Genomic DNA, 25,444 nt, shown 5'->3' with positions numbered 1-25,444 from the left:
TACCAAAGCCTGCCCGGAAACCTCCGAGAAATAGCCACGCTTATATTTCCTACTGATACCCTGGTTGCGGAAGCTTGGCCGCGGTTGAGTTGACCATCATCCTCGGACCGGTCTCGCTGACACGCTTCAGAATTCTGGAGCTCATGCCAATGATGTCGGCCACAAAGAAGAGCTTCCACATCGAACTTAACCGGGGCAGCCCGAAGAAAATGCCTGGATCGTCCGTTCAAAACGCGCACCCCATGTGTCTCAAGTCGTCCAGCAATCGATAATTCGGCGGACGCACAGGCGGCACCTTGTCTACGCTCACCCTAAATTTCCTAAAGTGATTTGAGTAGAACCACGGTTTGACAGCATCAAACTTAGGCAATCCGATATGCTTGCCTGGACGTGGCGCCTCTCATGTCTCGATGATCACGCATCCCGATAAGTCGCCAGGTCATCGAAACTGCGGCCGCAAATCGCTGAACGGTTTCGCCGTTTGCGAGTCAAGCCGTGGAGCGAGCCGTTCGCGCGGCGGCCCGCGGCAGATTCTTTGGAGAAACAGGCAAGACTAGCCGACAAACCGGCAACGCGCCGGATGGAGAAGGCTCCACAAAAGGTCGTCCAAACGGACGACCTCAAGGAGACTGACGATGACAACCATTTCCCTCGTAACCGGCGGCAGCCGCGGCCTTGGCCGCAATACCGCGATCAGCATCGCGCGCCATGGCGGCGATGTCATCCTGACCTACCGAAACGGCGCGGAAAATGCGAAGGCAGTCATTGCCGAAATCGAGGCTCTTGGCCGCAAGGCGGTCGCACTTCAGCTCGATGTGACGGATGTTCCATCGTTCAAGACATTTGCTGATGCTGTCGGGCAGGCCCTGTCGACGACTTGGAGCCGCGATAACTTCGACCATCTGGTGAACAACGCTGGTCAAGGCGAAATGGCTGGCTTCACGGAAACGACCGAGGCGCAATTCGATGCTCTCTTCAACACCCATGTGAAGGGCGTTTTCTTCCTCACACAGACGCTTCTGCCACTGCTTGCGGACCGTGGTCGCATCGTCAATTTCTCGTCAGGCCTGACGCGGGTCTCCTCGCCCGGCTTCTCCGCATATTCCGCCGCCAAGGGCGCGGTCGAGATTCTGACCCTCTATATGGCCAAGGAACTTGCAAATCGCAGCATCACCGCCAACACGGTGGCGCCGGGCGCCATTGAAACCGACTTCCTCGGCGGCGCCGTGCGCGACATACCCGACCTCAACAAGCAATTCGCCGGCATGACCGCGCTCGGCCGCGTCGGCGTGCCGGACGACGTCGGGCCAATGGTCGCCAGCCTGCTCGGCCCCGACAATCGCTGGATCACCGCACAGCGCATCGAAGTCTCCGGTGGTCAAGTAATCTAACTTCGAGACGAGAGGCCCGCTTCGTCAAACGGAGCGGCCCCCTTCTCCGCTCTCCACTCGAAAAAGACGAGGCAACGCGATGCAGTGCAGCTCCAATCCGCAGTCATCCAGGCCGCACGAATACATCTGATGGTTGCCTTAGCACGCCTTCATCGCGGCCGCGTCTCCGTTCCCCATACCCACAGGGGCACGAGAGGCTCTCGCCGATAGGAGTCAGCGCATAGTCGACCCGTGGGGGAATCTGTTTGCAGTCGGTCCGGGCGATCACGCCATCCGGTCGCTTCGCTCCGCTTGCTGACCGGCAAGTGGAAACCACTTATCGTGTACTCTCTGCTGCTTGGACCTAAGCGCTATGGCGAGCTGAAGCGGGCGGTAGCCGAGGCGAGCGACAACGTGCTCGTCCAGCAGCTGAAGGAGCTGCACCGCTTCTCAACCGAGGTCCTGCCGCCGCGCTCAAATCCGCCGTCATACCGGATCACGTAGGCAAGAATCCCGTTCCGACCACTTCGCACTTTAGGGGAGCTCGTGGCGCGATTAGCCTCGAGTACCTGGCGAGGGTCACCATCCTCTTCAAACTGTCCTGTCGCCCGCCGCTCGGCGTTCACGGCATTCCAGGAACCAATCCGACTGGGCGTCTTCAAACCGCGAACTGCAGTTGTCTCCTCTCTCGAGCGGTTGCGCTTCATCTATCTGGTGACCGCCGTATCGTGCTTGGATCGCGCGGCTCAGCTTCAGAGCGCGTGTCGACATCCCCAGCGAGAACACGAACGATCATCTGGGCGGCCGATCCCAGATAGTTGGCGGGATCGGTCAGCTCCCTCAGCCGTTCTACTCCAAGCGGGACCGCAGCCTCTGGCATCACGGACAGCGCCTCGAACAGCGACTCGCCGCTCTCCACGGCCCGGCGGCAACCGGCATAGATCAGGTCGTGCGCCGTGTGCCGCCCCGTGATGGGTGCTAGCGCCATCATCACCGCTTCGGCGACGATAAGGCCTTTTGAGACGTCGAGATTGGCGCGCATCCGCTCCTTGTGGACCTCAAGGCCCGACAGCATGAACACCGCTTGCCGCAACGATCCGGACGTTAACCCGAACGCCTCGGGAACCGCTGCCCACTCCAGGTGCCACGACCCCGTCGCGCGCTCAAAATCATGGACCATCGCATCAAGCATCAGCCCCGCATGCTGACGAACCAACTTCGCCGCGCCAATGATAAGCTCACACGAGATTGGGTTGCGCTTCTGCGGCATCGTGCTTGATGCGCCGCGATGGCGGACATAAGGTTCGGACACTTCGCCCAATTCGGTCGTCATCATAATCGAAATGTCGAAGGCGAGCTTTGCGAGGCTGCCGGAAATGAGCGCCAGCAGTTGGACCGCCTCCGCCATGCCGTCACGCGCCGAGTGCCAGGTGATCGCGGGCACGCCGAGGCCAAGGACGCTTGCGAGCTCAGCCTGCACTGCCAGCCCCTTTTCGCCAAGCGAGGCGAGCGTGCCCGAGGCGCCCGAGAATTCGACCACCAGCACGCGTGGCCGCAACTGGCGCAGTCGCTCTTCGTGGCGGTGAAGCGCACTCAGCCATACCGCTGCCTTGTAGCCGAAGGTGATTGGCAGCGCGTGCTGAAGATGCGTGCGACCCGCCATCGGCGTGGAGCGATGGGCATCAGCCAAATCGCGCAACGCGTCCATGGCTTCATTCAACTGGCTTTCGATAAGATCCAGCCCTGCCCGCACCTGCAAGACGGCCGCCGTGTCCATGATGTCCTGCGTGGTCGCGCCCCAGTGCAGATAGCCCCCCGCCTTCCCGGCGGCGTCGGCAAGCTGTTCGACGATCGGAAGGATAGGATAGCCGACGATCTCCGTCTCGCGAGCCAGGCGCTCTTCGTCGAACGAATAGGACTCCGCCGCCTGGGCGATGTCGCGAGCCGCGTCGGCCGGAATGACGCCGAGCCGGGCCTGCGCTCTCGCGAGTGCGACCTCCGTCTCGACGCAGCGTTGCCTGAAAGCACGTGCGCAGAAGATCGCGCGCATCCGCGCGTCGGTCAGGCTCGCGCCGAAAAAAGGGGAATCGATCAGAGAAAGGTTATTCATTGCACTTCTCCGAGACCGGCAGCACGGACAGGGACATAACCGGGATGCAGCAGCATGAGGCGGTGCGCACGGCGGTTCTTGCTGGGGATGGTGAAGGCGACGGCGCCCAAAAGTCCGAGACCGGTAGCGCCGCAACCCATAACCACGATCGAAGCGGGCTCGGCGAGCGTCAGGTGCGCGTTCTCGGCCAGAGCCCATCCCAACGCCAGGAAACAGGTGAGGCCGAACACGCATGTCCCGAGCAGCAGCGGTTCGAGGGTACGAAGTTGGAGACAGACGCGCCGCTCGGACAGTTCGACCGCCATCGTCGGCTCGGCATAGAGGCGGCCGAATTCGCCATCATCGCTCGCAAGCCATGCCTGGAAGCGCCGCCACTGATCGACCGAATGGCTGTGGCGGATGTTCACGCCGTTCTGCAGGATCGCGCAGACATTCGTGAGAATGGCGGGGCCGGCGACGAACGACAGCGGCATGGCGAGATTGTCGAGCGCGAGCATTTAGGTCCTCCGTTGCCGCGGTCGCGGTCGCGGTTTGCTAGCGCCCACCGCTCGCGTCATTGCAGGCTGATGTGCTTGGTGATCTGATACGGATCGAGAATCTCGGTGCCGCCCTCGGTATCGATGCCGCTTTCCTTCCAGCCGCCCAAAGGCGCTTCCGGCTGATGCGTCAGGCCACCATTGACGCCAACCACGCCGTATTGAAGGGCGTCAACCAATCGGCGCAGCCGAGCCTCGTGATGCGTGAAGACGTAGGAGGACAGCCCGAACTCCAGCCCGTTCGCCTGTCCCAGCATCGCCGCTTCGTCGGTAAAGGGCAGGATCGGCGCGACCGGCCCAAAAGGCTCCTCATGCAGGATTGCGGCGTCGGCCGGCACATTGGTCAGAACTGTCGGCGCATAGAAATTGCCACGCTCTCCAATGCGCGAGCCGCCGGTCAGGATTGTCGCGCCGCGGCTGCGGGCATCCTCGACCAGCGCAGCGACCGCCTCGACCCGTCGCTCATTGGCCAGCGGCCCCATCTGCGTTTGCGGATCAGTGCCATCACCTATGCGAAGTGCATTCGCCAACTCGACGAAGCGGGTCGCGAACCGTTCCGCTATGCCTGCTTCGACGAAGAAGCGCGACGGGCACAGGCAAATCTGTCCGGCATTCATGAATTTGGCGTGGACCAGAAGTTCGGCCGTCGCCTCCGGATCGACATCGCCGCAGATGATCACCGGAGCATGGCCGCCGAGCTCCATCGTCACCGGCTTCATCACTGCGCCGGCGGCCGCTGCGAGGCGCTTGCCGATCGGGATCGAGCCGGTGAAGGTGATCTTCGCTACATCGGGCGCATTGATGAGCCGGGTGGACACCTCATTCGCGTCACCGAACACGACGGCGACGGCAGCCGGATGCACGCCCGCAGCCAGCAGCGCGTTCGCCATCTCGACTACCGATCCCGGCGTTTCTGGGGACGGCTTGCAGATGATCGAACAACCCGCGGCAAGGGCGCCGGCAAATTTCTTGGCGGCGAGCGCCATGGGGAAGTTCCAGGGCGTGAACGCTGCAACGACGCCGATTGGGTAAGGTTGGATTTCGATGCGCTGGCCTGGCAGACGTCCCGGCACAATGCGACCAGCGATGCGCCGCGCCTCCTCGCCGCCCCATTCCAGGAAGTCAGCGGAACGCTCGATTTCGATGCGCGCTTCTGAAAGCGGCTTTCCCTGTTCGCGGGTAATGACTTGGGCGATGCGGTTGATGTCGGCCCGCAGGCGCTCGGCGGCATCCTTGAGGATCCGTCCGCGTTCCCATGGCGGCACAGCCTGCCAGCTCTTGAGACCGCGCGAAGCCGCACGGAGGGTTTCGTCGAGGTCCGCGGCGGACGCATAGGCGACTTCGCCGAAACGCTCGCCGGTCGCAGGGTTGACGACAGCGACAGTCGCGCCTTCGGAGCCTTCGCGGCTGACGCCATCGATTAGAAGCTGGAACATGCTGGTCATGGAAAATCTCCTCGCTGGCGGGAAGCCAGAGCCCCCGCATGGCTGCCTCAGCGGCTGAGCGCTTGGACGATGGCGCCAGTGAAGGCTTGGATGTCGGACGGCATGCGGCTGGTGATGAGGTTACCGTCGACGACTACCTCAGCATCGACGACTTCCGCCCCCGCGTTCTTTAGGTCGGTGCGAAGCGAGTACCATCCAGTCGTTCGCCGGCCGCGAACAATATCTGCCTCGATCAGCAACCAGGGACCGTGGCAGATCGATGCGACCGGCTTGCCCGCCGCATCGAACGCCTGGACGATGTTCACGGCGTCCTCGCTCATGCGCAGCTTGTCGGGGTTCACCACGCCCCCTGGCAGGATGAGTGCATCATAATCGGCGACATCGACGTCCGAGAGCGTCATGTCCGGCGTGACCTCGTGCTCGGACGGGTGCGACTTGCCGGTAGCCATGTCGTAGACCACGCCGCTAATCGGTGTTTTGCCCGGCGACGCCAGGGTCACCTGGGCGCCGGCATCCAGCAGCGAACGGCGCGGATCGTACAACTCGGCATCCTCGAACCCGTCGGTGCACAGGATCAGGACACGTCGGTTGGAAAGGTCGGTCATCTTCAATTTCCTCGGCTTGGGGTGGGCTTGGCTGACGCCGTTCCCGCGACCAGAGGTATCGCCGATGCTTGGCGGGCTTGTTGCCGGAACCTGTGACGTTCTTGCCTGTTTCTCCAAACTACCTTGCGGACGCGATTCATGTGCATAGAATAGTCGGCATGACACAGACGCTGCTCGACACTGTTCGCCGCTACGCCGATGCCAATGCCGATGATCTCGGCATTGCCCAAACATCCGTGCCCGGGCTTAGCATGATCCGAGCAACCAGCCCCAGCGAACTGCAGTATGCGATCAACCGTCCTCTCGTGGCTCTCGTGGTTCAGGGTAGCAAGCGAGTGACGATGGGCAACCAGACCTACGACTTCGGCGCCGGCGACTCGCTTCTGATCTCCGCTGACGTGCCGACTGTCAGTCAGATCACGCGCGCGAATGCGGGCGTGCCCTATTACTCCTTCGTCTTCGAAATCGATCCCGCCGTGATCAAACCACTCGCAATGGAGATGCGCGTGGTGCAGGCGTCTGTCGGCGGGTCGATCCGGGTCGATCCTACCGAAGCCGAGGTCGCCGAAGCGGCGCTACGGCTGTTGCGCGTGCTCGATCGTCCTGCTGCCCTTCCGGTGCTGCAGGAGCAACTGGTGCGCGAGCTTCATTTCTGGCTGCTCGCCGGCCGCCATGGATCAGCGATCCGTAGTCTGGGCGTGACTGACAGTCATGCCCAGCGCATCGGCAAGGCCGTGGCGCTTATCCGCGAGAGTTATGCCCAATCGCTGGGCGTCGAACCTCTCGCGGAAGTGGCCGGCATGAGCGTGTCGTCCTTCCACCAGCATTTTCGCGCGATCACGTCGCTGTCGCCGCTCCAGTTTCAGAAGCAACTACGTCTGATTGAGGCGCGGCGGATGATGCTGTCCGAGGGACAACCGGTGAGCAACGCGGCCTATGCGGTTGGCTATGAAAGCGTGCCGCAGTTCACGCGCGAGTATAGACGTATGTTCGGCGTGCCCCCGGTCCGCGACATCAAGCAGGCAAAGGACCGCATTATGCATGCGGCGTGACAGCCGCGTTCCCCGCGACGCTGCGCGCGCCTGTTGTTCGGCCGAGATGTGCGCATTCCTGCCCGACCAGCCAGCAACCCGTGGGTGGCAAAGTGGACAACCCGGTAGCGCAACAGCCGATCCGAACTGCTCAGCGCCTTCCGTGGCGGCTGAACCTTAGATTGATGGCATCCGGAGCCTAGTTGAGACCGGGTATTAGGGTGGGACGGGCTTGAAAGGCTTGTGGCGCTGAGTCCCGGCTGCCTGATTCCCGAATGGGGTTGCATCGAATGGCAGCTATACCGGCTTAAACATCACAACCGGACGTTCCGCTCACGGCCGCCCCCGCCCGGGTCAGAGACAGATCAGGATGATGGCCTGCTGACCGCCTCCGAGATCGCCGCGCTCAAGCTCAATGCGGACTGGGTGATCCTGTCGGCTTGCAATACGGCAGCCGGCGACAAGCCGGGCACCGAGGCACTCTCCGGATTGGCGCGTGCCTTCTTCTATGCCGGCAGCCGCGCCCTCCTGGTGTCGCATTGGCCGGTAGCGTCCTCTGCCGCCGTCGAGATCACACCGCCACCCTTCAGCGGCTGCAAGCCGCGGACGGCTCGCTGAGCCGCGCCGAGGCGCTGCGCAGATCCATGCTCGAGCTGCTATCCAGCGAACCCGTCAGTCCCATCGCCGCGCCCACTCAGATCGACAAGGCTCGGGAGCTACTGGGCACCATTCGTCCTCGTCGGAGACGGTGGAAGCCCATGAGAATTGGCAATCCAGCCTCGAGATCGGCTGGCCCGATGCCTGTCGCAAACCACCAGAGGTCCTTGGAGCTCCCGTCCATTGCAACTTGCACGTCTTGGGACCACAATCGGCTTCATTGAGCAAGTGATAGCGAAGAGTCACGCAAGGCGGCTGAGATGATCCGAGCATTGGCGTCGATCCTGGTCGCAGGGCTCGTATGCGCGCCGTTTTTGACAAGCCCGGTCTATGCCCAGTCTCAGGCCCAGCAGGCGCCGCTCGATGAGGCGACAGTCCTTGATGCCAGTGCGAGAGAGCTGTACGAAGCTGGCAAGAACGCCGAGCCATCCCGTTGGCCGAACGTGCTTTGCAGCTTCGGAAGAGCGCTCTGCCGGCCGATCATCCCGACGTTGCAAGCAGCTTTAACAATCTTGCCCGCCTTTGTCAGGACCAAGGCCGCCGTTATCAGGACCGGAGACGGCAGAGCGGAGTGAGAGAACTATGGAACTGCAAGACTTGCAATGAGGTGACGCCATGTGGTCCATCATTCGAATTGTGTTACTGGCCTCGCTTGGCATAACTGCGGTCCTTGACGGAGCCAGCTCACAACAAAGTCCCGTCAGGGAATTCGTTCCCGGTGAAATCATCGTTGGCTTCAAGTCCCCAAGCGATGCTGAAACCGCCGTCAAGGAACTGCAAACGGCGCAGGCATCTGGAGAAGTTCAGTCTCGTGGCGGTGCTGAATCAAGTATTATCGAGATCGAGCGCCTCGACGCAACCTCGGCTCGCGTGACCTTCGATTTCAGAAAAGGAGGCACAGTGCTGCGTGGTCCTGCGACTCTGCCTGCGCTCGAAGAGGCTGCTGAACTTTACCGCGAAGATCCCCGGGTCAAATATGCGCATCCGAATTGGATCATGCAGCTGCAGCGGCCACGCATTCAAGATCCGGTTCACCTCGAAGACGTCAAGCTCAAACCGCGGGTCGGGCCGTTCAGCGCCGCACAGTCGGGCCCGGATGATCCAGTCTTCCGGGGCGGACTCCATTGGGACTACGCCAGCCCACCGGTCGGCATGAATGCGATCGATGCCTGGGCAAACAGTCTCACTGGAGACAAGTCAGTCGTCGTCGCAGTGATCGATACCGGCATTCTGCCCGAGCATCCCGACATCAAGGGCTCCGGCAATCTGTTGTCCGGCTACGATTTCATCAGCCAGCCGGAGATTGAAGGTGACACCCACCCGGGTCGCGACGCTGACCCGACGGATCCGGGTGATCACTGTTCCAATCTTCAGTCTGATTCATGGCATGGCACACATGTTGCCGGTACTATTGGCGCGGCCGCCACCAACAATAAGCTCGGCATTGCCGGCATTAATTGGGCAGTTTCGGTGTTGCCCGTGCGCGTCCTCGGTCGATGCGGTGGTGCCATTGAGGATGTGGCCGCAGCTATCAGGTGGTCAGCGGGTCTGGAGGTGAAAGACGCGCCGGCAAATCTTCACAAGGCCGATGTCATTAACCTGAGCCTCGGCATTGGCGGGGCTTGCGTCGTTGAGGACTATGGCGTTCTCATTGACGCAATTGCTGCTGCTCGGCAAGCCGGCACCACGATCGTCGTCGCTGCTGGTAACGAAGCAGTGGACATCAAGGATGTCACGCCGGCCAGTTGTCAGGACGTGACCTCGGTCGCCGCTAGCGACCGGCGAGGACACCTCGCACCCTACTCCAATTTTGGGATCGTGACCGTGATGGCGCCGGGCGGCGATCTTCAACGAGATGATGACGCGGACGGAATTCCGGACGGCATCTGGAGTCTAGTTGCGCCCTCGTCAACGCATCCTTTGGGCGTGGCAGCATTTGAAGGAACCTCAATGGCGGCCCCGCACGTCAGTGCGGCAATCGCCTTGGCAATCGCAAAAAATGCCGGACTCCGAAATAACCCACAAGCCATTGCCGTGTTGGTAGCAAGTAGCGTCGCGCCACTACCCAGAAATGCCTGTTCGACGCCCTGCGGCCCTGGGCTGCTCGATGTCGCGGCGATGATAACGCGGCAGCCCACGACCGCGCCGGCACCTCAATAGGTTCTGAGCTCGAACCGGAAAGGATGTGGAGGACGTTGGCGCTAATTGTGATCGTCGGATTGGGCTGTTGGCTGTCGCTGGTAAACATTGCCCACGCGCAAGCCCAGGCGCCGCTCGATGAGGCAAATGCTCTTGATCTTCAGGTGTTCGATCTCCACCAGAATGGCAAGGACGCGGAGGCAATCGTCCCTGCAAAGCGAGCTTTGCAGCTGCGCCAAGCAATGCTTCCCCCTGATCAAGGGGACATTGCCAGGAGCATGAACAACCTGGCCAGCCTCTACCAAGCCCAAGGTCGGCTCGGCGAGGCTGAGCCATTGTTCAAACGCGCCCTGTCAATCTTGGAGACTACGCTGCCGGCCGGCCATCCCGACATCGCCGCCGGCCTCAACAATCTCGCTGGTTTCTATTATGCCCGGGGCCTGCTCAGCGAGGCGGAGCCGTTGTTCAAGCGGGCACTGGCAGTCCGCGAGACAGCACTTCCAAGTGGCCATCCCGACATTGCCACGAGCCTCAACAACCTCGCCAGTCTCTATTACGACCTGGGCCGCTTCGGCGAAGCGGAGCCATTGTTCAAACAGGGGCTGGCAATGCGCGAGGCGCTGCTGCCGGCCGGCCAAAGCGACATCGCAAAAAGCGTCAATAACCTTGCTGCCATTTATAAAGCGCAAAGCCGATTGACCGAGGCCGAGCTGTTGTATAGGCGGGCGTTGGAACTGACCGCGAGGGCGCTGCCGGCCGGCCATCCCGATATCGCAACGAGCCTGAACAATCTCGCGAGTCACTATGAGGCCCAGGGGCGGTTGACTGAGGCGGAGCCGTTGTACAAGCGGGCGCTGGCGATGCGTGAGGCGGCCCTGCCGGCCGGCCATCCTGATATCGCAACGAGCCTCAATAACCTTGCCGGCCTGTATAAGGCGCAAGGCCGATTGAGCAAGGCCGAGCCATTGTATAAGCGAGGGCTGGCAATGCGCGAGGCTGCACTGCCGGCCGGCCATCCCTACATAGCAACGAGCCTCAACAACCTTGCCGGCCTCTATCACGACCAGTCCCGGTTCAGCGACGCCGAGGATTTGTACAGGCGGGCGCAGGCGATCCGCGAGGCAGCGTTGCCGGCTGACCATCCTGACATTGTTTTGGGTCTCCACAACCTCGCGTCCCTCTATTTCGACCAGAGCCAATGGGTGCAGGCTGCCGACCACTGGCGGCGCAGCACAGCCATTCTGGCGGCGCGCAGCCGGCGAGACATGACGGTGATCGGCGAGAGTCAAACCGGCAAAGGAAAGAGCGACGCTGACCAATCGGGTGACCAATTCTGGGGGCTCGTCAAGGCCGGCCATCGCATCGGGGCCAAAAGCCCCGATGAGGATGCCAGCCTGCGCCACGAGATGTTCCAGATCGCCCAGTGGGCGCAGGCCTCCGAAGCCGCAGCCTCGCTCGCGCAGATGGCGGCCCGGGGGGCGAAGGGTGATCCGACTCTGGCCGCCATGGTGCGCGAACGTCAGGACCTGGTCTCCGAATGGCAGGCACTTGATGTGGCTCGCACTACTGCCATCTCCCAGCCACCCGACAAGCGCGACAAGCTTGGCGAGGCGGCAACCGCGGCCCGCCTTGCCACCATCGGCACCTGCATCGGCGAGATCGATCGGCGGCTCAAGACAGACTTCCCGGACTATGCCGAACTGGTCAGTGTGGCGCCGCTGGCGAGCGAGGACGTGCAGGGGATGCTTGGGCCGCAGGAGGCGCTCGTTCTCCTTCTGGTCACGCCAGCGGCGACGCCGACCCCCGAGGAGACCTTCATCTGGGTGGTGACGAAGGAGAGGTCGACCTGGTTCCGCAGCAAGCTCGGCGAGTTGGGCCTGTCGGAACGGGTGGCGGCACTGCGCTGCGGGCTTGATAATGGCGAGTGGGAGGATGAGGCCAAGGCAAAGCGCTGCCGCGAGCTTTTGGGTGGGAAACGCCTCGTGAGGCGGCTTCCGTTCAACAACAAGGCGCTGGCGATCGCGCATGAGCTCTACCAGGAGCTGCTGGCGCCCGCAGAGGATCTAATTACAGGCAAGGAGCTGATCATTGTCCCGACAGGACCGCTGACGGCGCTACCGTTCCATATCCTGCTCACCGCGCCCCCCGATATGACGATTGCCGCTATCACCGAGGCCCACCGGAAGGCGGCATGGCTTGTGCGCTCGCACGCCATTACCATGCTGCCGGCGGTCGCCAGCCTCAAGGCGCTGCGGCAGACCACCCCGACCCGAACGCCCGCGCCCGAGCCGTTCATCGGTATTGGCGATCCGGTGCTGGGTGAGACGACATGCCCGTCACCACCACCGCTGAGCGCTTGTCCGAAGGGCACCCCGAGCCGAACCATGATCGCCAGCAGCGACAGGGTCAGTGGCCGGTATTCCTCATCGAACTTTCGCGGTGGGCTGGCCGAGGCCGGGGAGTTGAACAAACTGCCCAGGCTGTGTGATACGGCCTTCGAGCTCCGCTGTGTCGGGACCACCCTCAAGGCCGACCCCAAGGCTCTCCTGCTCGATGCTGCGGCCACCGAGACGGCGGTCAAGGCGCTCAGCAGTTCGGATCGGCTGTTGCGCTACCGGGTTGTCCACTTTGCCACCCACGGGCTGCTGGCTGGCCAACTCACCGGCGGGGATGGCACGCCGCAGGGCAGCCAGCTGCAGGAGGCCGGTCTCGTGCTAACACCGCCCCCGCCCGGGTCAGAGACAGATCAGGATGATGGCCTGCTGACCGCCTCCGAGATCGCCGCGCTCAAGCTCAATGCGGACTGGGTGATCCTGTCGGCTTGCAATACGGCAGCCGGCGACAAGCCGGGCACCGAGGCACTCTCCGGATTGGCGCGTGCCTTCTTCTATGCCGGCAGCCGCGCCCTCCTGGTGTCGCATTGGCCGGTAGCGTCCTCTGCCGCCGTCGAGATCACGACCGCCACCCTTCAGCGGCTGCAAGCCGCGGACGGCTCGCTGAGCCGCGCCGAGGCGCTGCGCAGATCCATGCTCGAGCTGCTGTCCAGCGAACCCGTCAGTCCCATCGCCGCGCCCACTCAGATCGACAAGGCTCACCCCAGCTACTGGGCCCCATTCGTCCTCGTCGGAGACGGTGGAAGGCCATGAGAATTGACCAACTTTATTAGCCCAAGACTGTCGAAATCTTCGATGAGGTGAAGCCATGTGGCCGCTCGCCTGATCTCATCGAGAGTATGGCACTTGAGTCGCACTTACTCGTACCCCTCCGGTGAGGGCCGCCTTGCCGAGGTAGGCTGAAGGCTGCAGTCCTAGTGCAAGCACTAGGAGTAGCCCTGTGACGAAGCATCAAATCGAGGTGATCACGTCGGTTGAGCGGCGCCGGCGTGGGTCTCCGGAGGAGAAGGAGCAGCTGGTTGCAGCGACGTTTGAGCCGTGGCCAGCGTTTCCGAGATCGCTCGATCGGCCGGCATTCATGGGAGCCAGCTTCTCAACCTCGGATAAGCCAACCTTTACGGTTGGAATTGCCCGTAGTCTTTGATTCCGTCCGGGACATCGTCAAGATCTAACTCACGCCCGCCACACGTGGCGGGGAGCAGTTGCTCGATTTGGAAATTCTTCTGCTTAATAGCCTCCCTTGTGCCGGTGAAGCCGTGCGAATGTGACAGCCAACAGAAGGATGCAAGCTTGTCCTCGATCAACATCCTACAAGTCGCGCCGGACCCATATACGCCGACTTTGAACTTGGCACCTTGCTCTTGAAGGACCTGGTTTATCTGCTCGAAATAGGATCGCACCTCCTCGGAGTAAAACTTGTAATTGGCGGAAGACCTGCCAACGAAATCGCCGTCGACACCGAAATAAATCGCCGAGTGTTCCGCTTGCTTGAACGCCGCCGCAAGTCGCAGAGCCTCCTTTGCATCAGAAGGACCTCTTGACCTCCAATCAATGAATGTGCGCGCTTTGTTATTATTGTGTTGAAATACAACAAGAACACTCATATCGTATTTTTGTAGCAGAGGTACTTCTTCTGAGCGTAAACGCTTTCCCTCGATAGTCTCATTTGGGTAATCGTAGTATCTGGCGATCGTCTCAACGCCGACAATTTTCAATTCCTTCAGGAACTTGTCGGTGACCGGGGAAGAGGTATCCGCAATTTCGATGCCACCGCCAGATCGGCAGTAGTCGGCGCTCTTTCGTCCGGCCGCCTCGGAAGTCGTGGCAATCGCTAGGAGCGCTGCTAAACTTTGCGTGACCCACACCGCCACCTGGGCTCGGGTTGCTATCTGCATCCTGCGGTCACCTCATATTGGTCTTTGACAAGTTCGCTCTTCGAAATGCCGTCGGGAATGCCGATCTGACGTCGATATGCGGCGATCATGGAGGTGTACGGAGGCACAATCACCAGTCGCCCTTTTGCGGTCGTCACCCGAGCTTCGAGATGCAGATGGAGCGAAGTATAGGGCTTCGTTCCCTCATTATTGTAATTGTCGATCTTGCCAATGGGCGCTCCCGCCTTAACCTTAACGCCGGGCTCGATCCCGAATTGCTTGATGCTTCCTGGGTTCATATGGCGATAAATAAATGATCCAGTCGCCGTCTCGATTTCCACTACAGCTCCCTTAGCTCGCGTCACCTTACCATCGGCCACAGCAGTCACTACCCAACGGTTGTGTTTGCAAGCTTTCGTCTCGCCTGTGATGAGACTAGGAGCGCGAATATCTAGGCCCTGATGTCCCCTTTTGTCGGGACACAACCCATTAGTGTATCCTCGTCCGGCCTTTTCACAGAACGTGTCCTCCCACGGTGGCTGGTAGTTTGCGACCGCGCATCGGTCGCCCTGGTTTCCGTTGCACGTGCCGCTGGCGCAGTATCCGCCAGGCATATACATCTGACTATTCGCTGTAACATGCTCGCGGTTAACATCGAACTGAACCGGGAAGTTCAGCGTTGGAAAGAAGACTCGCCGTCCCGAATACCCCACCTCGTCCTTGCCCATCAACTTGCCGGGTGCGCAGTAAGAGAATGTCGTTCCTCCACTTGCAGTTGAGGCGAGTAGAAAGATAACAACAGTTGCGAGAGCCCGAATGATCATTTCACAGTCCCCCCAATAACTTCCAGTCCCTCAACAATTTCGGTGACTGCCTTGTCGCCTGTGCACAGCTCAAGGGTGTCCGACTTGCAAGAAAAGCGCACGGAAAAGTTTACATTGCCATGTTGGAACGATGCGATGACGGCCGTCGGCGCATCGGGTGACGCCACACCCGCTTCCTCTTCCCCCTGGTCATCCGTTAAATATGTTATCTGCGGGTGATCAACGGTCGGAGTTTTCTCATCGGCCTCTTCTAGCGCGGGATCGGTAACGAATTTTGTCGAGCCCTTTACACCGATACTGCCTTCCTGATCCTCTAATTCTTGCACGTACCATTGACCCTCATCGTCAACGGTGTACGTCACATCATCCCCAGTCTCCAATCGGTTGTTCGGGTTGCCAGAGGGTATTCCCAAAGCTGGAAAATTCACCTTGATATTTGCATCGGTCCCGCTCTCAAGGCGGTCCTGGAAACCTTTGAACCGTGCGAACGCCTGGACGTCGACTTTGCTTGCTCCTTGTGTCAGTTCCTGTGCGTGTGCTTCGAGGGCAAACAGACTCAAGAAACCAATTAAGACCTGGCGTTTCATGATTTCCTCACATGAAATGTTCCAAAATTTGCCCAAAGTTTTAGCCGCCCTAAGTCGCGGGTGCCCAACACTTCCGTGCTGAAGCCGTCGTGAACGCCGATGAACGTGTAGCCCTTGACCTTGGTACCGTCTGTTTGGACTTTGAAAATGGGAGCACCGCTCACACCGCCGATGGTCTGACAGTTATGGAACAGGTTGCTCCCGCTTATCGCGAAGAGGGCGCATGTGGGCGAGTCATCCATCACCACAATCCTTTTGTCTGCTCCAATCTTGGTAAGATCGCGGCTCTTTGCGATAACGAGTAACTGATCGCCGAACTTCGGTGTATCCTGAGCGTCGTCATAAGCTTTCCATTGCTGCGATTGAATCTCAGCGCCAGCAATGAATAAGGAACATAGACGGATCTCGGCGATATCTGCAGCCGTATCGTAGGCTTTGGCGAATTCGTAGCTACTGTCGCACAGCTTCCCCCGCAATTCTTCTCCGGAGAGTAGAATGCCATTTATGTCTGAGGGCATCACTGCCACTGTCTCGGTTCTCAGGAAATCGTTCGCGAAGAGACAATGGCGCGCAGTGGTGATGGTAAGATTGCCATCGTGATACATGAGGTAGCCATGGCAAGGATTTGGCTTTATGCACAGCCGGCGCACTATCTTGTTACAAACTTCGCTTGGAGGGTGGGTCGGAGCAGGAAAGTCAAATGATACGACACGTTTCATCACAGCCGTGAGCAATTTTTGATCGTGCTCGAGATGCGCCTTTTTTAGAGAGCCGGAAAGGGATGACGGGTCGATAACCGTGAAGCAGTTATTGATGTAGATCAACCACATCGTAGCGGCTACCTCAAGTATCGTACTGGCGCTTTGGTTAGGTACGAATGAAGAGGCGCAGGCTTTAGCCCGATCAGTCTCGGCGTACTGTTGTAGCTTTACCAGGAACTCGGCTGGTGGGTCGTCGTCAGCAGGTGCCGGAACCTGCGGGTTCGGTAGTGCCCTCAACACTATATCTAGCTCAATTGGATCGACGCGTTGAAATGTCTCCGCGAGTTCAACGGGATTTACACGCTCGCATGTTGGGCATTCGTTGCCTCCGAAAACCCTGATAGTTAAAGGAAGGGCACTGCCATTGGCCATTGTTCCAAACAACCCATTGAATCCCATTGGGTCATTCTGGAAGTTATAAGCTTCAACCTTCCTATTCTGAAATGGCGACTCAAACGCCTTGGCATTGGCAAGGAGGCACTTTTGATTAACTGGCAGTTGAAGATCTCTCAGGAACGCTTCTCTATCAAACCCAGCTTTGACTCGAGCAGTTGGGCCGTCGCGGAGAACCTCGGCTAGTTGCCGCGCTGAGAATTCTTCTTCGCCACTTAGATCTTCAAAGACTGGTCTCGGCCGTTGATGAGCGAGTAGGCCGCTCGCTGTGATCAGTAGCGAACTATCGATTGCCTCTTGCAACTCTGCGGTCCGCCGGGAATCCAACGCCCGGCTAAGCCCTTGAGGGGCTTCGTTTGCAGGTCTGCCAGTTGCGCCAAGGCTTGTATCAGCCGGCAATACCATAACTCCGGCCACGCTAATCCACAACGTGTTGGACCGCGCAACTTCCGAATCAGGCTGAATCAGCGAGATCGGGCTGTCCGCAATCGACGGCGTTGCGGTTTCTTCCGACACACTCGACCCAACTAATTGACTATACTCAAGCGTTGGCCCCTCCTTCCAACACTTGAGGGAGTTCCGTGCGTTCCCCTCCAATGCCTGCGAATTCTGACAGGCAAAGGCCAATGCGATCACGGCACCGATCATTACTGGTCCATAAAATAGCGTACGCATGCGAAATCCCGCCGCGGTAGTGAAAAAAAAGTTTTAGGTCGTGTCGCCTCCAGTCTAGTAAAACACATCTGCTACTGCCGCGATAGCTGCAATCAGACGTTCCGCGATTGGAGCATGCATCTACCTAATTAAATCTGATGAGTGGTGGCCACCGGTGGCGCTCGACGAAGTCAACCTCGTAGGCGGTTAGCAACGCCCGGAAATGACCGCCCTCGCCATCTTCCATCGCGGAATTCCGCTTGACCTTGTTTGGAACAGTTGCAGCTGTGAGATTGGATGCCAGCATTGGCGTGTGACCCACAACGCTCATCCTCATAAAGACTGGCAACGGCCGTTTTGTCGCGGACCGCAGAACCACTGTGAAAACTGGCATCATTGCACCCAATGTCAGTTCACGGACCTGATGATCATCCTTAACAACTTCGCGCGATATTGAGCTTGCGCCTCTCACGCCGTGGGGTCACAATCCATTCGACAATCGAAGGGTGCCAAAGTGCCCTTCGGCTCGACTGAGACGACTTAGGCAGTGCCCCGACAATGTGACCAGTTCCCATTCGGACTGTTGTCGAAGACCGCGTAGATACCCGATCGCAGATCCGGCAGCCGCAGGCACCTGAATGATGTATCTCGCCGAATATCGCTTCACTACGTGGAAGTTACGATCGCTGACAATTGCGGTTTCTGCAGCCTTGTTTTTCACCGGCTTGGCTAATTATGAAGTTCACGCTAACTCTTATGGGGATTTCAACACCACTTTTTTATCAGGCGACATCGTTAAAGCCCTTTCCATAGCGGAAAAGGCTTTGAATGAGGGAATCGAGGCGCCAACTTCTAACAGTAATTCTATGTCCTACCGGCTGCTCGACGTCGGAAAGGCATTAGTTGCCCTCCGGCGTTGGGACGAAGCGATTCACCATCTAGTTCGCGCGCGAGCTTTGGCCAGAATGCATACGAATCACGGGCACGAGAGAATTGTGACGGACCTCTTGGCAGTGGCTCTAGCGGGTGCTGGACGAACTTTAGAGGCGGAGGAGATCCTTATATCGTTAATTTCTCAGAACCGCAGGATGAGTGGACAACACGAACTTGAGCTAAGCCAAAATTACTATGACTTGGGAAATCTTCAACGAGAACTCGGTCGGTTGAACGAGGCCGAGCGGTCATTAAACAGTTCTCTGCACTTACGCCTTGCATTGTTGAGAGAAGACAGCCCCGAAGTCGCAGCCATCATGGTCGGCCTTGGCAATGTTAGATGGCAGAGGGGGAATTATTCCGAAGCAAAAGCGATATACGAAAAGGCAGTAATAACTTTAGATAAACCAGCTTATAATTCTCGCCCGGAATTTGCAAACGCCCTAAATAATTTAGCGTCAACGCTCGTTGAATTGGGTCAATTTACTGAAGCCATGCAACTCCATCGACGGGCGCTTGAAATACGTAAGGTTTCACTTGGACATGAGAATTATGAGGTTTCGGTAAGCCTTAACAATTTGGGAAATGTGTATAGAGAGCTTGGATTACTGTATGATGCGGAGGACGCATTGAGGTTGGCTCTATCCATACGTGAGAAGCACGTTACGCCTCGAGGTCCCAACTTGGCATCCGTCCTCAATAACCTAGCGCTGGTCTATGCCGCTATGAATCGGGGGCAGGACGCCGAGAGGATCTATTCGCGAGCGATAAGGTTGCTGGAGAATCGCTCCGACGCCGGGCTCCGAGGCATGGGCCAGATCTTGTCGAATTTGGGGCGCCTCTATCTCTCGTGGGACCAAAACGACAAGGCGGAGAATACGCTAGGTCGCGCTTATGAGGTGAGCATCCGCACACGAGCTCCAGGACATCATGAGATTGCAAATGCATTAAACTTCTTAGCCATGGCCGAAATTCGTAATAGAAAATTCGACAAGGCCATTGAACATTTGCAAGAGGCGCTTGCTATTCGGAAGTCGGCTATCGGACACACCCATCCGCACACTGGGATTACGCAGATGCGGTTGGGTGAAGCCCTTCGGGAAACGGGAAGACTGGCTGAGGCGCAGAATCACGCCGAGAGTGGATTGGACATTCTGCGAAGTCAGCTTGGAGACAATCATCCAGAGACAGCAGACGCCTTTCGGCAACTAGGACTCATCCTCATTGAGCGTCGGTCTTTAACGGAGGGTTTCCGCTACCTTCAACAGGCGGTCGCCGCTCAGATAAAAATCGCGGCTTTTGACTTCAAGCGATTTAAGAACTCTGATGAACGTAGCGCCAGTGAACTCGCATACACTCAGTTGATAAGGGCGGCGTGGGTACTAGGCAACGGACAGCGGAGCGCAGCATTTGATCCTGCATTTTCTGCCGCCCAGTCGAGTACTCGGAATTCAGCAAACGGAGCTCTTAGCCAGATGGCCGCGCGTTTCGCTTCCGGTTCAGGGCCACTAGCTGCAAAAGTGCGTCAGGCACAAGACCTTGCGCAACTCAGGACTGCAATCGATCGTCGTCTTGTTAACTTGATTGGGGCCGACGACAGTCAGCAAGCCGGAGCGACCGCGGCAACTCTAAGATTGGAGCTTCGAACTACAGACGAGAAGCTATCCGGCGCAGCACTTCAGTTGGAACGCGACTTCCCGGACTATGCCGAACTGGTCAGTGTGGCGCCGCTGGCGAGCGAGGACGTGCAGGGGATGCTTGGGCCGCAGGAGGCGCTCGTTCTCCTTCTGGTCACGCCAGCGGCGACGCCGACCCCCGAGGAGACCTTCATCTGGGTGGTGACGAAGGAGAGGTCGACCTGGTTCCGCAGCAAGCTCGGCGAGTTGGGCCTGTCGGAACGGGTGGCGGCACTGCGCTGCGGGCTTGATAATGGCGAGTGGGAGGATGAGGCCAAGGCAAAGCGCTGCCGCGAGCTTTTGGGTGGGAAACGCCTCGTGAGGCGGCTTCCGTTCAACAACAAGGCGCTGGCGATCGCGCATGAGCTCTACCAGGAGCTGCTGGCGCCCGCAGAGGATCTAATTACAGGCAAGGAGCTGATCATTGTCCCGACAGGACCGCTGACGGCGCTACCGTTCCATATCCTGCTCACCGCGCCCCCCGATATGACGATTGCCGCTATCACCGAGGCCCACCGGAAGGCGGCATGGCTTGTGCGCTCGCACGCCATTACCATGCTGCCGGCGGTCGCCAGCCTCAAGGCGCTGCGGCAGACCACCCCGACCCGAACGCCCGCGCCCGAGCCGTTCATCGGTATTGGCGATCCGGTGCTGGGTGAGACGACATGCCCGTCACCACCACCGCTGAGCGCTTGTCCGAAGGGCACCCCGAGCCGAACCATGATCGCCAGCAGCGACAGGGTCAGTGGCCGGTATTCCTCATCGAACTTTCGCGGTGGGCTGGCCGAGGCCGGGGAGTTGAACAAACTGCCCAGGCTGTGTGATACGGCCTTCGAGCTCCGCTGTGTCGGGACCACCCTCAAGGCCGACCCCAAGGCTCTCCTGCTCGATGCTGCGGCCACCGAGACGGCGGTCAAGGCGCTCAGCAGTTCGGATCGGCTGTTGCGCTACCGGGTTGTCCACTTTGCCACCCACGGGCTGCTGGCTGGCCAACTCACCGGCGGGGATGGCACGCCGCAGGGCAGCCAGCTGCAGGAGGCCGGTCTCGTGCTAACACCGCCCCCGCCCGGGTCAGAGACAGATCAGGATGATGGCCTGCTGACCGCCTCCGAGATCGCCGCGCTCAAGCTCAATGCGGACTGGGTGATCCTGTCGGCTTGCAATACGGCAGCCGGCGACAAGCCGGGCACCGAGGCACTCTCCGGATTGGCGCGTGCCTTCTTCTATGCCGGCAGCCGCGCCCTCCTGGTGTCGCATTGGCCGGTAGCGTCCTCTGCCGCCGTCGAGATCACGACCGCCACCCTTCAGCGGCTGCAAGCCGCGGACGGCTCGCTGAGCCGCGCCGAGGCGCTGCGCAGATCCATGCTCGAGCTGCTGTCCAGCGAACCCGTCAGTCCCATCGCCGCGCCCACTCAGATCGACAAGGCTCACCCCAGCTACTGGGCCCCATTCGTCCTCGTCGGAGACGGTGGAAGGCCATGAGAATTGACCAACTTTATTAGCCCAAGACTGTCGAAATCTTCGATGAGGTGAAGCCCATGTGGTCTTTCATTCGAACCATGTCGTTGGCGGCATTGGTTGTTGCGACCGGAGACCGGGCGGTGGCGCAAAAAGAACCCACTAAGGAATTCGTTCCGGGCCAGATTATCGTTGGCTTCAAGTCCCCAAGCGATGCCGAAACCGCCGTCAAGGAACTGCAAACCGCGCAGGCATCTGGAGACGTTCTTCGGTCCAGTGACGGCGCTGAACCAAGTATTGTGAAGGTCGAACGCCTCGACGCAACCTCAGCTCGCGCGCAGAGCCCTTTGCCCGAGCAAAACGAGCAGATTGTACTGGAGCAGCAACTAGACGATCTGCTCGCTGCTCAGGACCTACAGTCGGCGTTGCCCCTCGCCGAGAGGATTGTCAGTGTTGCCGAGGAAAACTCTGGCACGGGCAGCGAGCCGTATGGGCGCGCCATCTTTAACCTAGCGGGGCTCTATGGTTTGAATAATCTGGAGAAGGCCACCAGTCTGTTCATCCAGTCCGTCGAGATTTTTGAGAAATCAATCCCGGAAAGGCCATCTGAATTTTTCGTGGTGTTGTTGCCTGCGATGGATTTCTTGATGCAAGAGGCTGGAAGAGATGATCTCGCAAGGCCAATTCTCGAAAGAATTAGCGTAGTTTATGAGCGGCGCGACGAGGTGCTTCTCGAGCAACGCACGGCGGTCTACCGGCGGCTTGCGTATATTTACATCAAATCCGGCGATCAACATGCCCTCGCCAAAACGTCACGGCGCGTGAAGGAGCTGCGTGCCCTGCATGAGAAATTGGTAGCTATGCTAGATCAGGAGCAAGCGCTCTTCCAAGAAAGCGTGGGTCAGAACCAATTTGCTCGCGCGCTGCTCTCAGCTCGCTCGCTCGCGGGTATTGCGCGGCGCCTATATGGTATTAGTTCCGAGCAGTACGTCAGGGCAATCTCAAATGTTGGGGCGATCCACGAACGGATGCTCGATTACAACGACGCCTTCGTATGGATCGAGCGTGCGCTCAACGTTGCACGACAGGGGCAACTCGCCAATTCTCATGTTCATGCCGACCTTCTCGACAACAGCGCTCGCCTGCTCCTTCAGCGTCTGAGATATAGCGAGGCGGAGGAAATGTATCGCCAGGAATACGACGTAAGCCGGATACTAGATGGACCAAATCATCCTAATACAGCACGGGTGCTGAGTGATCTCGGACAGGTCCTTCTGCAACAAGGAAAAGTTGGCGCTGCAATCGAGATGCATTCGAAAGCACTAGATTTTTACGAGAACGCTCTTGGGCCTGATCACCCTTTAGTCGGATTCGTCCTGAACAACCTTGGTCAGGACTTGCGTTTTTATGGTCGGTTCCGAGAGAGCGAGGAGAGGCTGAAACGATCGATCGATATCCTAAGAGCAGCCAGGGGGCCGACCCATAACGAGACTGTGACGGCGATGCGGAATTTGGGGACCTTGTATATCAGCCAGGGAAGCTTCGAGGAGGCAGCGGCTCTCTTCCAAAGTGCGATTGATACTAAGGGGCGGGCCAATGGTCCAAGCGATTTCGATCATGCGTTGGCTTGGATGGGGCTTGGCGAGGCCCAGGTAGCGCGAGGCAATGACGAGAAAGCGCTGGCGGCGTTCACTCGCGCCCTGGAGATCTACGATCGCCAGGGCTTGGACTTGAATATAAATTCCGCGGCAGCGCGGGTCAGCATCGCGCGGATCCATTTCAGGAACGGTGATCTCGAGCGAGCCGAGCGGCTGGTACGCCAAAGTTTGCAGGAGTTCGAGGCCCACCTTGGCCCGAACCATCTCAACGTCGCTGACGCATTAGAGGATTTGGGAAATATCCTACGGGCAGGACGGCGCTACGAGGAGGCGGACGCTGCATATCAGAGATGTTTGACCATACGGAGCGACGCCTTCGGGCTAGTGAACCCGCGGACCGCAAGCATCCTGCACCGGCAAGCTGCAGTGGCATTTGAATTGGCCCAAATTGATCGTGCGCTAGTGCTGAGCGGCCGCGCCGTCGATATTGTTAAACAGCTAATAAGATTGAACTATGACAAGCGCCAGGGTAGAGCTGCGTATGACAATGACATGTTGGCCGACGTCTTTCATACTCATTTGGATGTGTTGTGGGCCGCGGCCACTTCCGGTAAACTTGACTGGGACAACGCGAGTAGGTTCGGTCTAGAGGTCGCGGAACTAGCCGGTCGGTGGGCGTCCGCTCGAGCTATTGCCCAAATGTCGGAGCGCTTTACCTCAAATGAACCAGGCGCCGCGGCAGCCGTTCGCCGCTGGCAGGACCTTGTTGCGCAATCGACCGCTTTGGACCATGCGCTGGTCACGGAATGGAACCAAGGCGGCAAGCAGCGTTCGCAAAGGGAGGCCTACCTTCGGGCAGCGATCAGAGAAACGGAGGTAGCCATTTCCGCGGCGTTTGAAGTACTAACGCACCAGTTTCCTCAGTCAGCAGATATCATCAACGCGGTGGCGCCGCTGGCGAGCGAGGACGTGCAGGGGATGCTTGGGCCGCAGGAGGCGCTCGTTCTCCTTCTGGTCACGCCAGCGGCGACGCCGACCCCCGAGGAGACCTTCATCTGGGTGGTGACGAAGGAGAAGTCGACCTGGTTCCGCAGCAAGCTCGGCGAGTTGGGCCTGTCGGAACGGGTGACGGCACTGCGCTGCGGGCTTGATAATGGCGAGTGGGAGGATGAGGCCAAGGCAAAGCGCTGCCGCGAGCTTTTGGGTGGGAAACGCCTCGTGAGGCGGCTTCCGTTCAACAACAAGGCGCTGGCGATCGCGCATGAGCTCTACCAGGAGCTGCTGGCGCCCGCAGAGGATCTAATTGCAGGCAAGGAGCTGATCATTGTCCCGACAGGACCGCTGACGGCGCTACCGTTCCATATCCTGCTCACCGCGCCCCCCGATATGACGATTGCCGCTATCACCGAGGCCCACCGGAAGGCGGCATGGCTTGTGCGCTCGCACGCCATTACCATGCTGCCGGCGGTCGCCAGCCTCAAGGCGCTGCGGCAGACCACCCCGACCCGAACGCCCGCGCCCGAGCCGTTCATCGGTATTGGCGATCCGGTGCTGGGTGAGACGACATGCCCGTCACCACCACCGCTGAGCGCTTGTCCGAAGGGCACCCCGAGCCGAACCATGATCGCCAGCAGCGACAGGGTCAGTGGCCGGTATTCCTCATCGAACTTTCGCGGTGGGCTGGCCGAGGCCGGGGAGTTGAACAAACTGCCCAGGCTGTGTGATACGGCCTTCGAGCTCCGCTGTGTCGGGACCACCCTCAAGGCCGACCCCAAGGCTCTCCTGCTCGATGCTGCGGCCACCGAGACGGCGGTCAAGGCGCTCAGCAGTTCGGATCGGCTGTTGCGCTACCGGGTTGTCCACTTTGCCACCCACGGGCTGCTGGCTGGCCAACTCACCGGCGGGGATGGCACGCCGCAGGGCAGCCAGCTGCAGGAGGCCGGTCTCGTGCTAACACCGCCCCCGCCCGGGTCAGAGACAGATCAGGATGATGGCCTGCTGACCGCCTCCGAGATCGCCGCGCTCAAGCTCAATGCGGACTGGGTGATCCTGTCGGCTTGCAATACGGCAGCCGGCGACAAGCCGGGCACCGAGGCACTCTCCGGATTGGCGCGTGCCTTCTTCTATGCCGGCAGCCGCGCCCTCCTGGTGTCGCATTGGCCGGTAGCGTCCTCTGCCGCCGTCGAGATCACGACCGCCACCCTTCAGCGGCTGCAAGCCGCGGACGGCTCGCTGAGCCGCGCCGAGGCGCTGCGCAGATCCATGCTCGAGCTGCTGTCCAGCGAACCCGTCAGTCCCATCGCCGCGCCCACTCAGATCGACAAGGCTCACCCCAGCTACTGGGCACCATTCGTCCTCGTCGGAGACGGTGGAAGCCCATGAGAATTGACCAACTTTATT

At 59.6% G+C, this 25,444-nt stretch carries 18 protein-coding genes; 9 read left to right on the top strand and 9 right to left on the bottom strand.

Annotated elements, in window-relative coordinates; all coding sequences use genetic code 11:
• Window positions 1-635: 635 nt before the first annotated feature.
• Window positions 636-1,391 (top strand): SDR family NAD(P)-dependent oxidoreductase, encoded by a 756-nt coding sequence (locus tag NLY37_RS08460; RefSeq protein WP_023741898.1) that lies wholly within the window; start codon window positions 636-638, stop codon window positions 1,389-1,391.
• Between the two features lie 103 nt (window positions 1,392-1,494).
• Here the strand turns inward: NLY37_RS08460 and NLY37_RS08455 are convergent, their stop codons facing one another.
• A complete protein-coding gene (locus NLY37_RS08455; protein ID WP_245270921.1) occupies window positions 1,495-1,659 on the bottom strand; it encodes a hypothetical protein in 165 nt (54 codons plus the stop codon).
• On the opposite strand from NLY37_RS08455, the gene NLY37_RS30935 reads away from it, so the two are divergent.
• Window positions 1,623-1,874 carry a winged helix-turn-helix transcriptional regulator gene (locus NLY37_RS30935; RefSeq protein ID WP_084558953.1) on the top strand — a complete coding sequence of 84 codons (252 nt, stop codon included), beginning with the start codon at window positions 1,623-1,625 and terminating at the stop codon, window positions 1,872-1,874. The genes NLY37_RS08455 and NLY37_RS30935 overlap by 37 nt on opposite strands.
• Before the next feature lie 199 nt (window positions 1,875-2,073).
• On the opposite strand, the gene NLY37_RS08445 is transcribed toward NLY37_RS30935, so the two are convergent.
• From NLY37_RS08445 to NLY37_RS08430, 4 genes are read right to left on the bottom strand one after another with little or no spacing between them, the layout of a single operon-like run.
• Complete coding sequence (locus NLY37_RS08445) at window positions 2,074-3,480, bottom strand: class-II fumarase/aspartase family protein (protein ID WP_084558954.1); 1,407 nt, start codon at window positions 3,478-3,480, stop codon at window positions 2,074-2,076.
• Entirely contained in the window at window positions 3,477-3,977 is a 501-nt protein-coding gene (locus NLY37_RS08440; protein ID WP_023741901.1) for a hypothetical protein, read from the bottom strand. The genes NLY37_RS08445 and NLY37_RS08440 overlap by 4 nt, the downstream gene beginning before the upstream one ends.
• A gap of 56 nt (window positions 3,978-4,033) precedes the next feature.
• Window positions 4,034-5,461: an NAD-dependent succinate-semialdehyde dehydrogenase gene (locus tag NLY37_RS08435; protein WP_023741902.1), complete on the bottom strand. Its 1,428-nt coding sequence runs from the start codon at window positions 5,459-5,461 to the stop codon at window positions 4,034-4,036.
• A 47-nt stretch (window positions 5,462-5,508) separates the two neighbouring features.
• Window positions 5,509-6,066: a type 1 glutamine amidotransferase domain-containing protein gene (locus NLY37_RS08430; protein ID WP_023741903.1), complete on the bottom strand. Its 558-nt coding sequence runs from the start codon at window positions 6,064-6,066 to the stop codon at window positions 5,509-5,511.
• A 158-nt stretch (window positions 6,067-6,224) separates the two neighbouring features.
• Here NLY37_RS08430 and NLY37_RS08425 point away from each other — a divergent pair, with 158 nt between their 5' ends.
• The 5 genes from NLY37_RS08425 (at window position 6,225) to NLY37_RS08405 (ending at window position 13,039) form a co-directional block, all read left to right on the top strand.
• Window positions 6,225-7,118 carry an AraC family transcriptional regulator gene (locus tag NLY37_RS08425; protein ID WP_023741904.1) on the top strand — a complete coding sequence of 298 codons (894 nt, stop codon included), beginning with the start codon at window positions 6,225-6,227 and terminating at the stop codon, window positions 7,116-7,118.
• Window positions 7,119-7,340: 222 nt separating this feature from the next.
• Window positions 7,341-7,715: a CHAT domain-containing protein gene (locus tag NLY37_RS30930; RefSeq protein ID WP_502882101.1), complete on the top strand. Its 375-nt coding sequence runs from the start codon at window positions 7,341-7,343 to the stop codon at window positions 7,713-7,715.
• 466 nt (window positions 7,716-8,181) lie between these two features.
• Complete coding sequence (locus NLY37_RS08415; protein WP_156934004.1) at window positions 8,182-8,415, top strand: tetratricopeptide repeat protein; 234 nt, start codon at window positions 8,182-8,184, stop codon at window positions 8,413-8,415.
• On the top strand, window positions 8,370-9,914 hold the full coding sequence (locus NLY37_RS08410; RefSeq protein WP_050588489.1) for a S8 family serine peptidase: 1,545 nt from the start codon (window positions 8,370-8,372) through the stop codon (window positions 9,912-9,914). Before NLY37_RS08415 ends, NLY37_RS08410 begins: the two co-directional genes overlap by 46 nt.
• A 35-nt stretch (window positions 9,915-9,949) precedes the next feature.
• The gene (locus tag NLY37_RS08405; RefSeq protein ID WP_286442101.1) at window positions 9,950-13,039 is read left to right on the top strand and encodes a CHAT domain-containing tetratricopeptide repeat protein; all 3,090 of its coding nucleotides are present in this window, start codon (window positions 9,950-9,952) and stop codon (window positions 13,037-13,039) included.
• Between the two features lie 362 nt (window positions 13,040-13,401).
• Here NLY37_RS08405 and NLY37_RS08400 read toward each other — a convergent pair whose 3' ends face one another.
• From NLY37_RS08400 to NLY37_RS08385, 4 genes are read right to left on the bottom strand one after another with little or no spacing between them, the layout of a single operon-like run.
• Entirely contained in the window at window positions 13,402-14,181 is a 780-nt protein-coding gene (locus NLY37_RS08400) for a glycoside hydrolase domain-containing protein (protein ID WP_023743505.1), read from the bottom strand.
• Window positions 14,172-14,984: a M23 family metallopeptidase gene (locus tag NLY37_RS08395; protein ID WP_084559074.1), complete on the bottom strand. Its 813-nt coding sequence runs from the start codon at window positions 14,982-14,984 to the stop codon at window positions 14,172-14,174. The genes NLY37_RS08400 and NLY37_RS08395 overlap by 10 nt, the downstream gene beginning before the upstream one ends.
• Window positions 14,981-15,571: a hypothetical protein gene (locus NLY37_RS08390; RefSeq protein WP_023743507.1), complete on the bottom strand. Its 591-nt coding sequence runs from the start codon at window positions 15,569-15,571 to the stop codon at window positions 14,981-14,983. Before NLY37_RS08390 ends, NLY37_RS08395 begins: the two co-directional genes overlap by 4 nt.
• Complete coding sequence (locus tag NLY37_RS08385; RefSeq protein WP_023743508.1) at window positions 15,568-17,373, bottom strand: trypsin-like serine peptidase; 1,806 nt, start codon at window positions 17,371-17,373, stop codon at window positions 15,568-15,570. The genes NLY37_RS08390 and NLY37_RS08385 overlap by 4 nt, the downstream gene beginning before the upstream one ends.
• Before the next feature lie 644 nt (window positions 17,374-18,017).
• Here NLY37_RS08385 and NLY37_RS08380 point away from each other — a divergent pair.
• Both NLY37_RS08380 and NLY37_RS08375 read left to right on the top strand, forming a co-directional pair.
• A complete protein-coding gene (locus NLY37_RS08380; protein WP_286442097.1) occupies window positions 18,018-21,470 on the top strand; it encodes a tetratricopeptide repeat protein in 3,453 nt (1,150 codons plus the stop codon).
• A 56-nt stretch (window positions 21,471-21,526) separates the two neighbouring features.
• On the top strand, window positions 21,527-25,426 hold the full coding sequence (locus tag NLY37_RS08375) for a CHAT domain-containing tetratricopeptide repeat protein (RefSeq protein ID WP_286442095.1): 3,900 nt from the start codon (window positions 21,527-21,529) through the stop codon (window positions 25,424-25,426).
• The last annotated feature ends 18 nt before the right edge of the window (window positions 25,427-25,444 follow it).

Source organism: Mesorhizobium sp. C395A (genome assembly GCF_030323205.1).
Taxonomy (GTDB): Bacteria; Pseudomonadota; Alphaproteobacteria; order Rhizobiales; family Rhizobiaceae; genus Mesorhizobium.
Note: the sequence above shows the minus strand (reverse complement) of the source record. Positions and strands in the feature narration are given on the sequence as shown.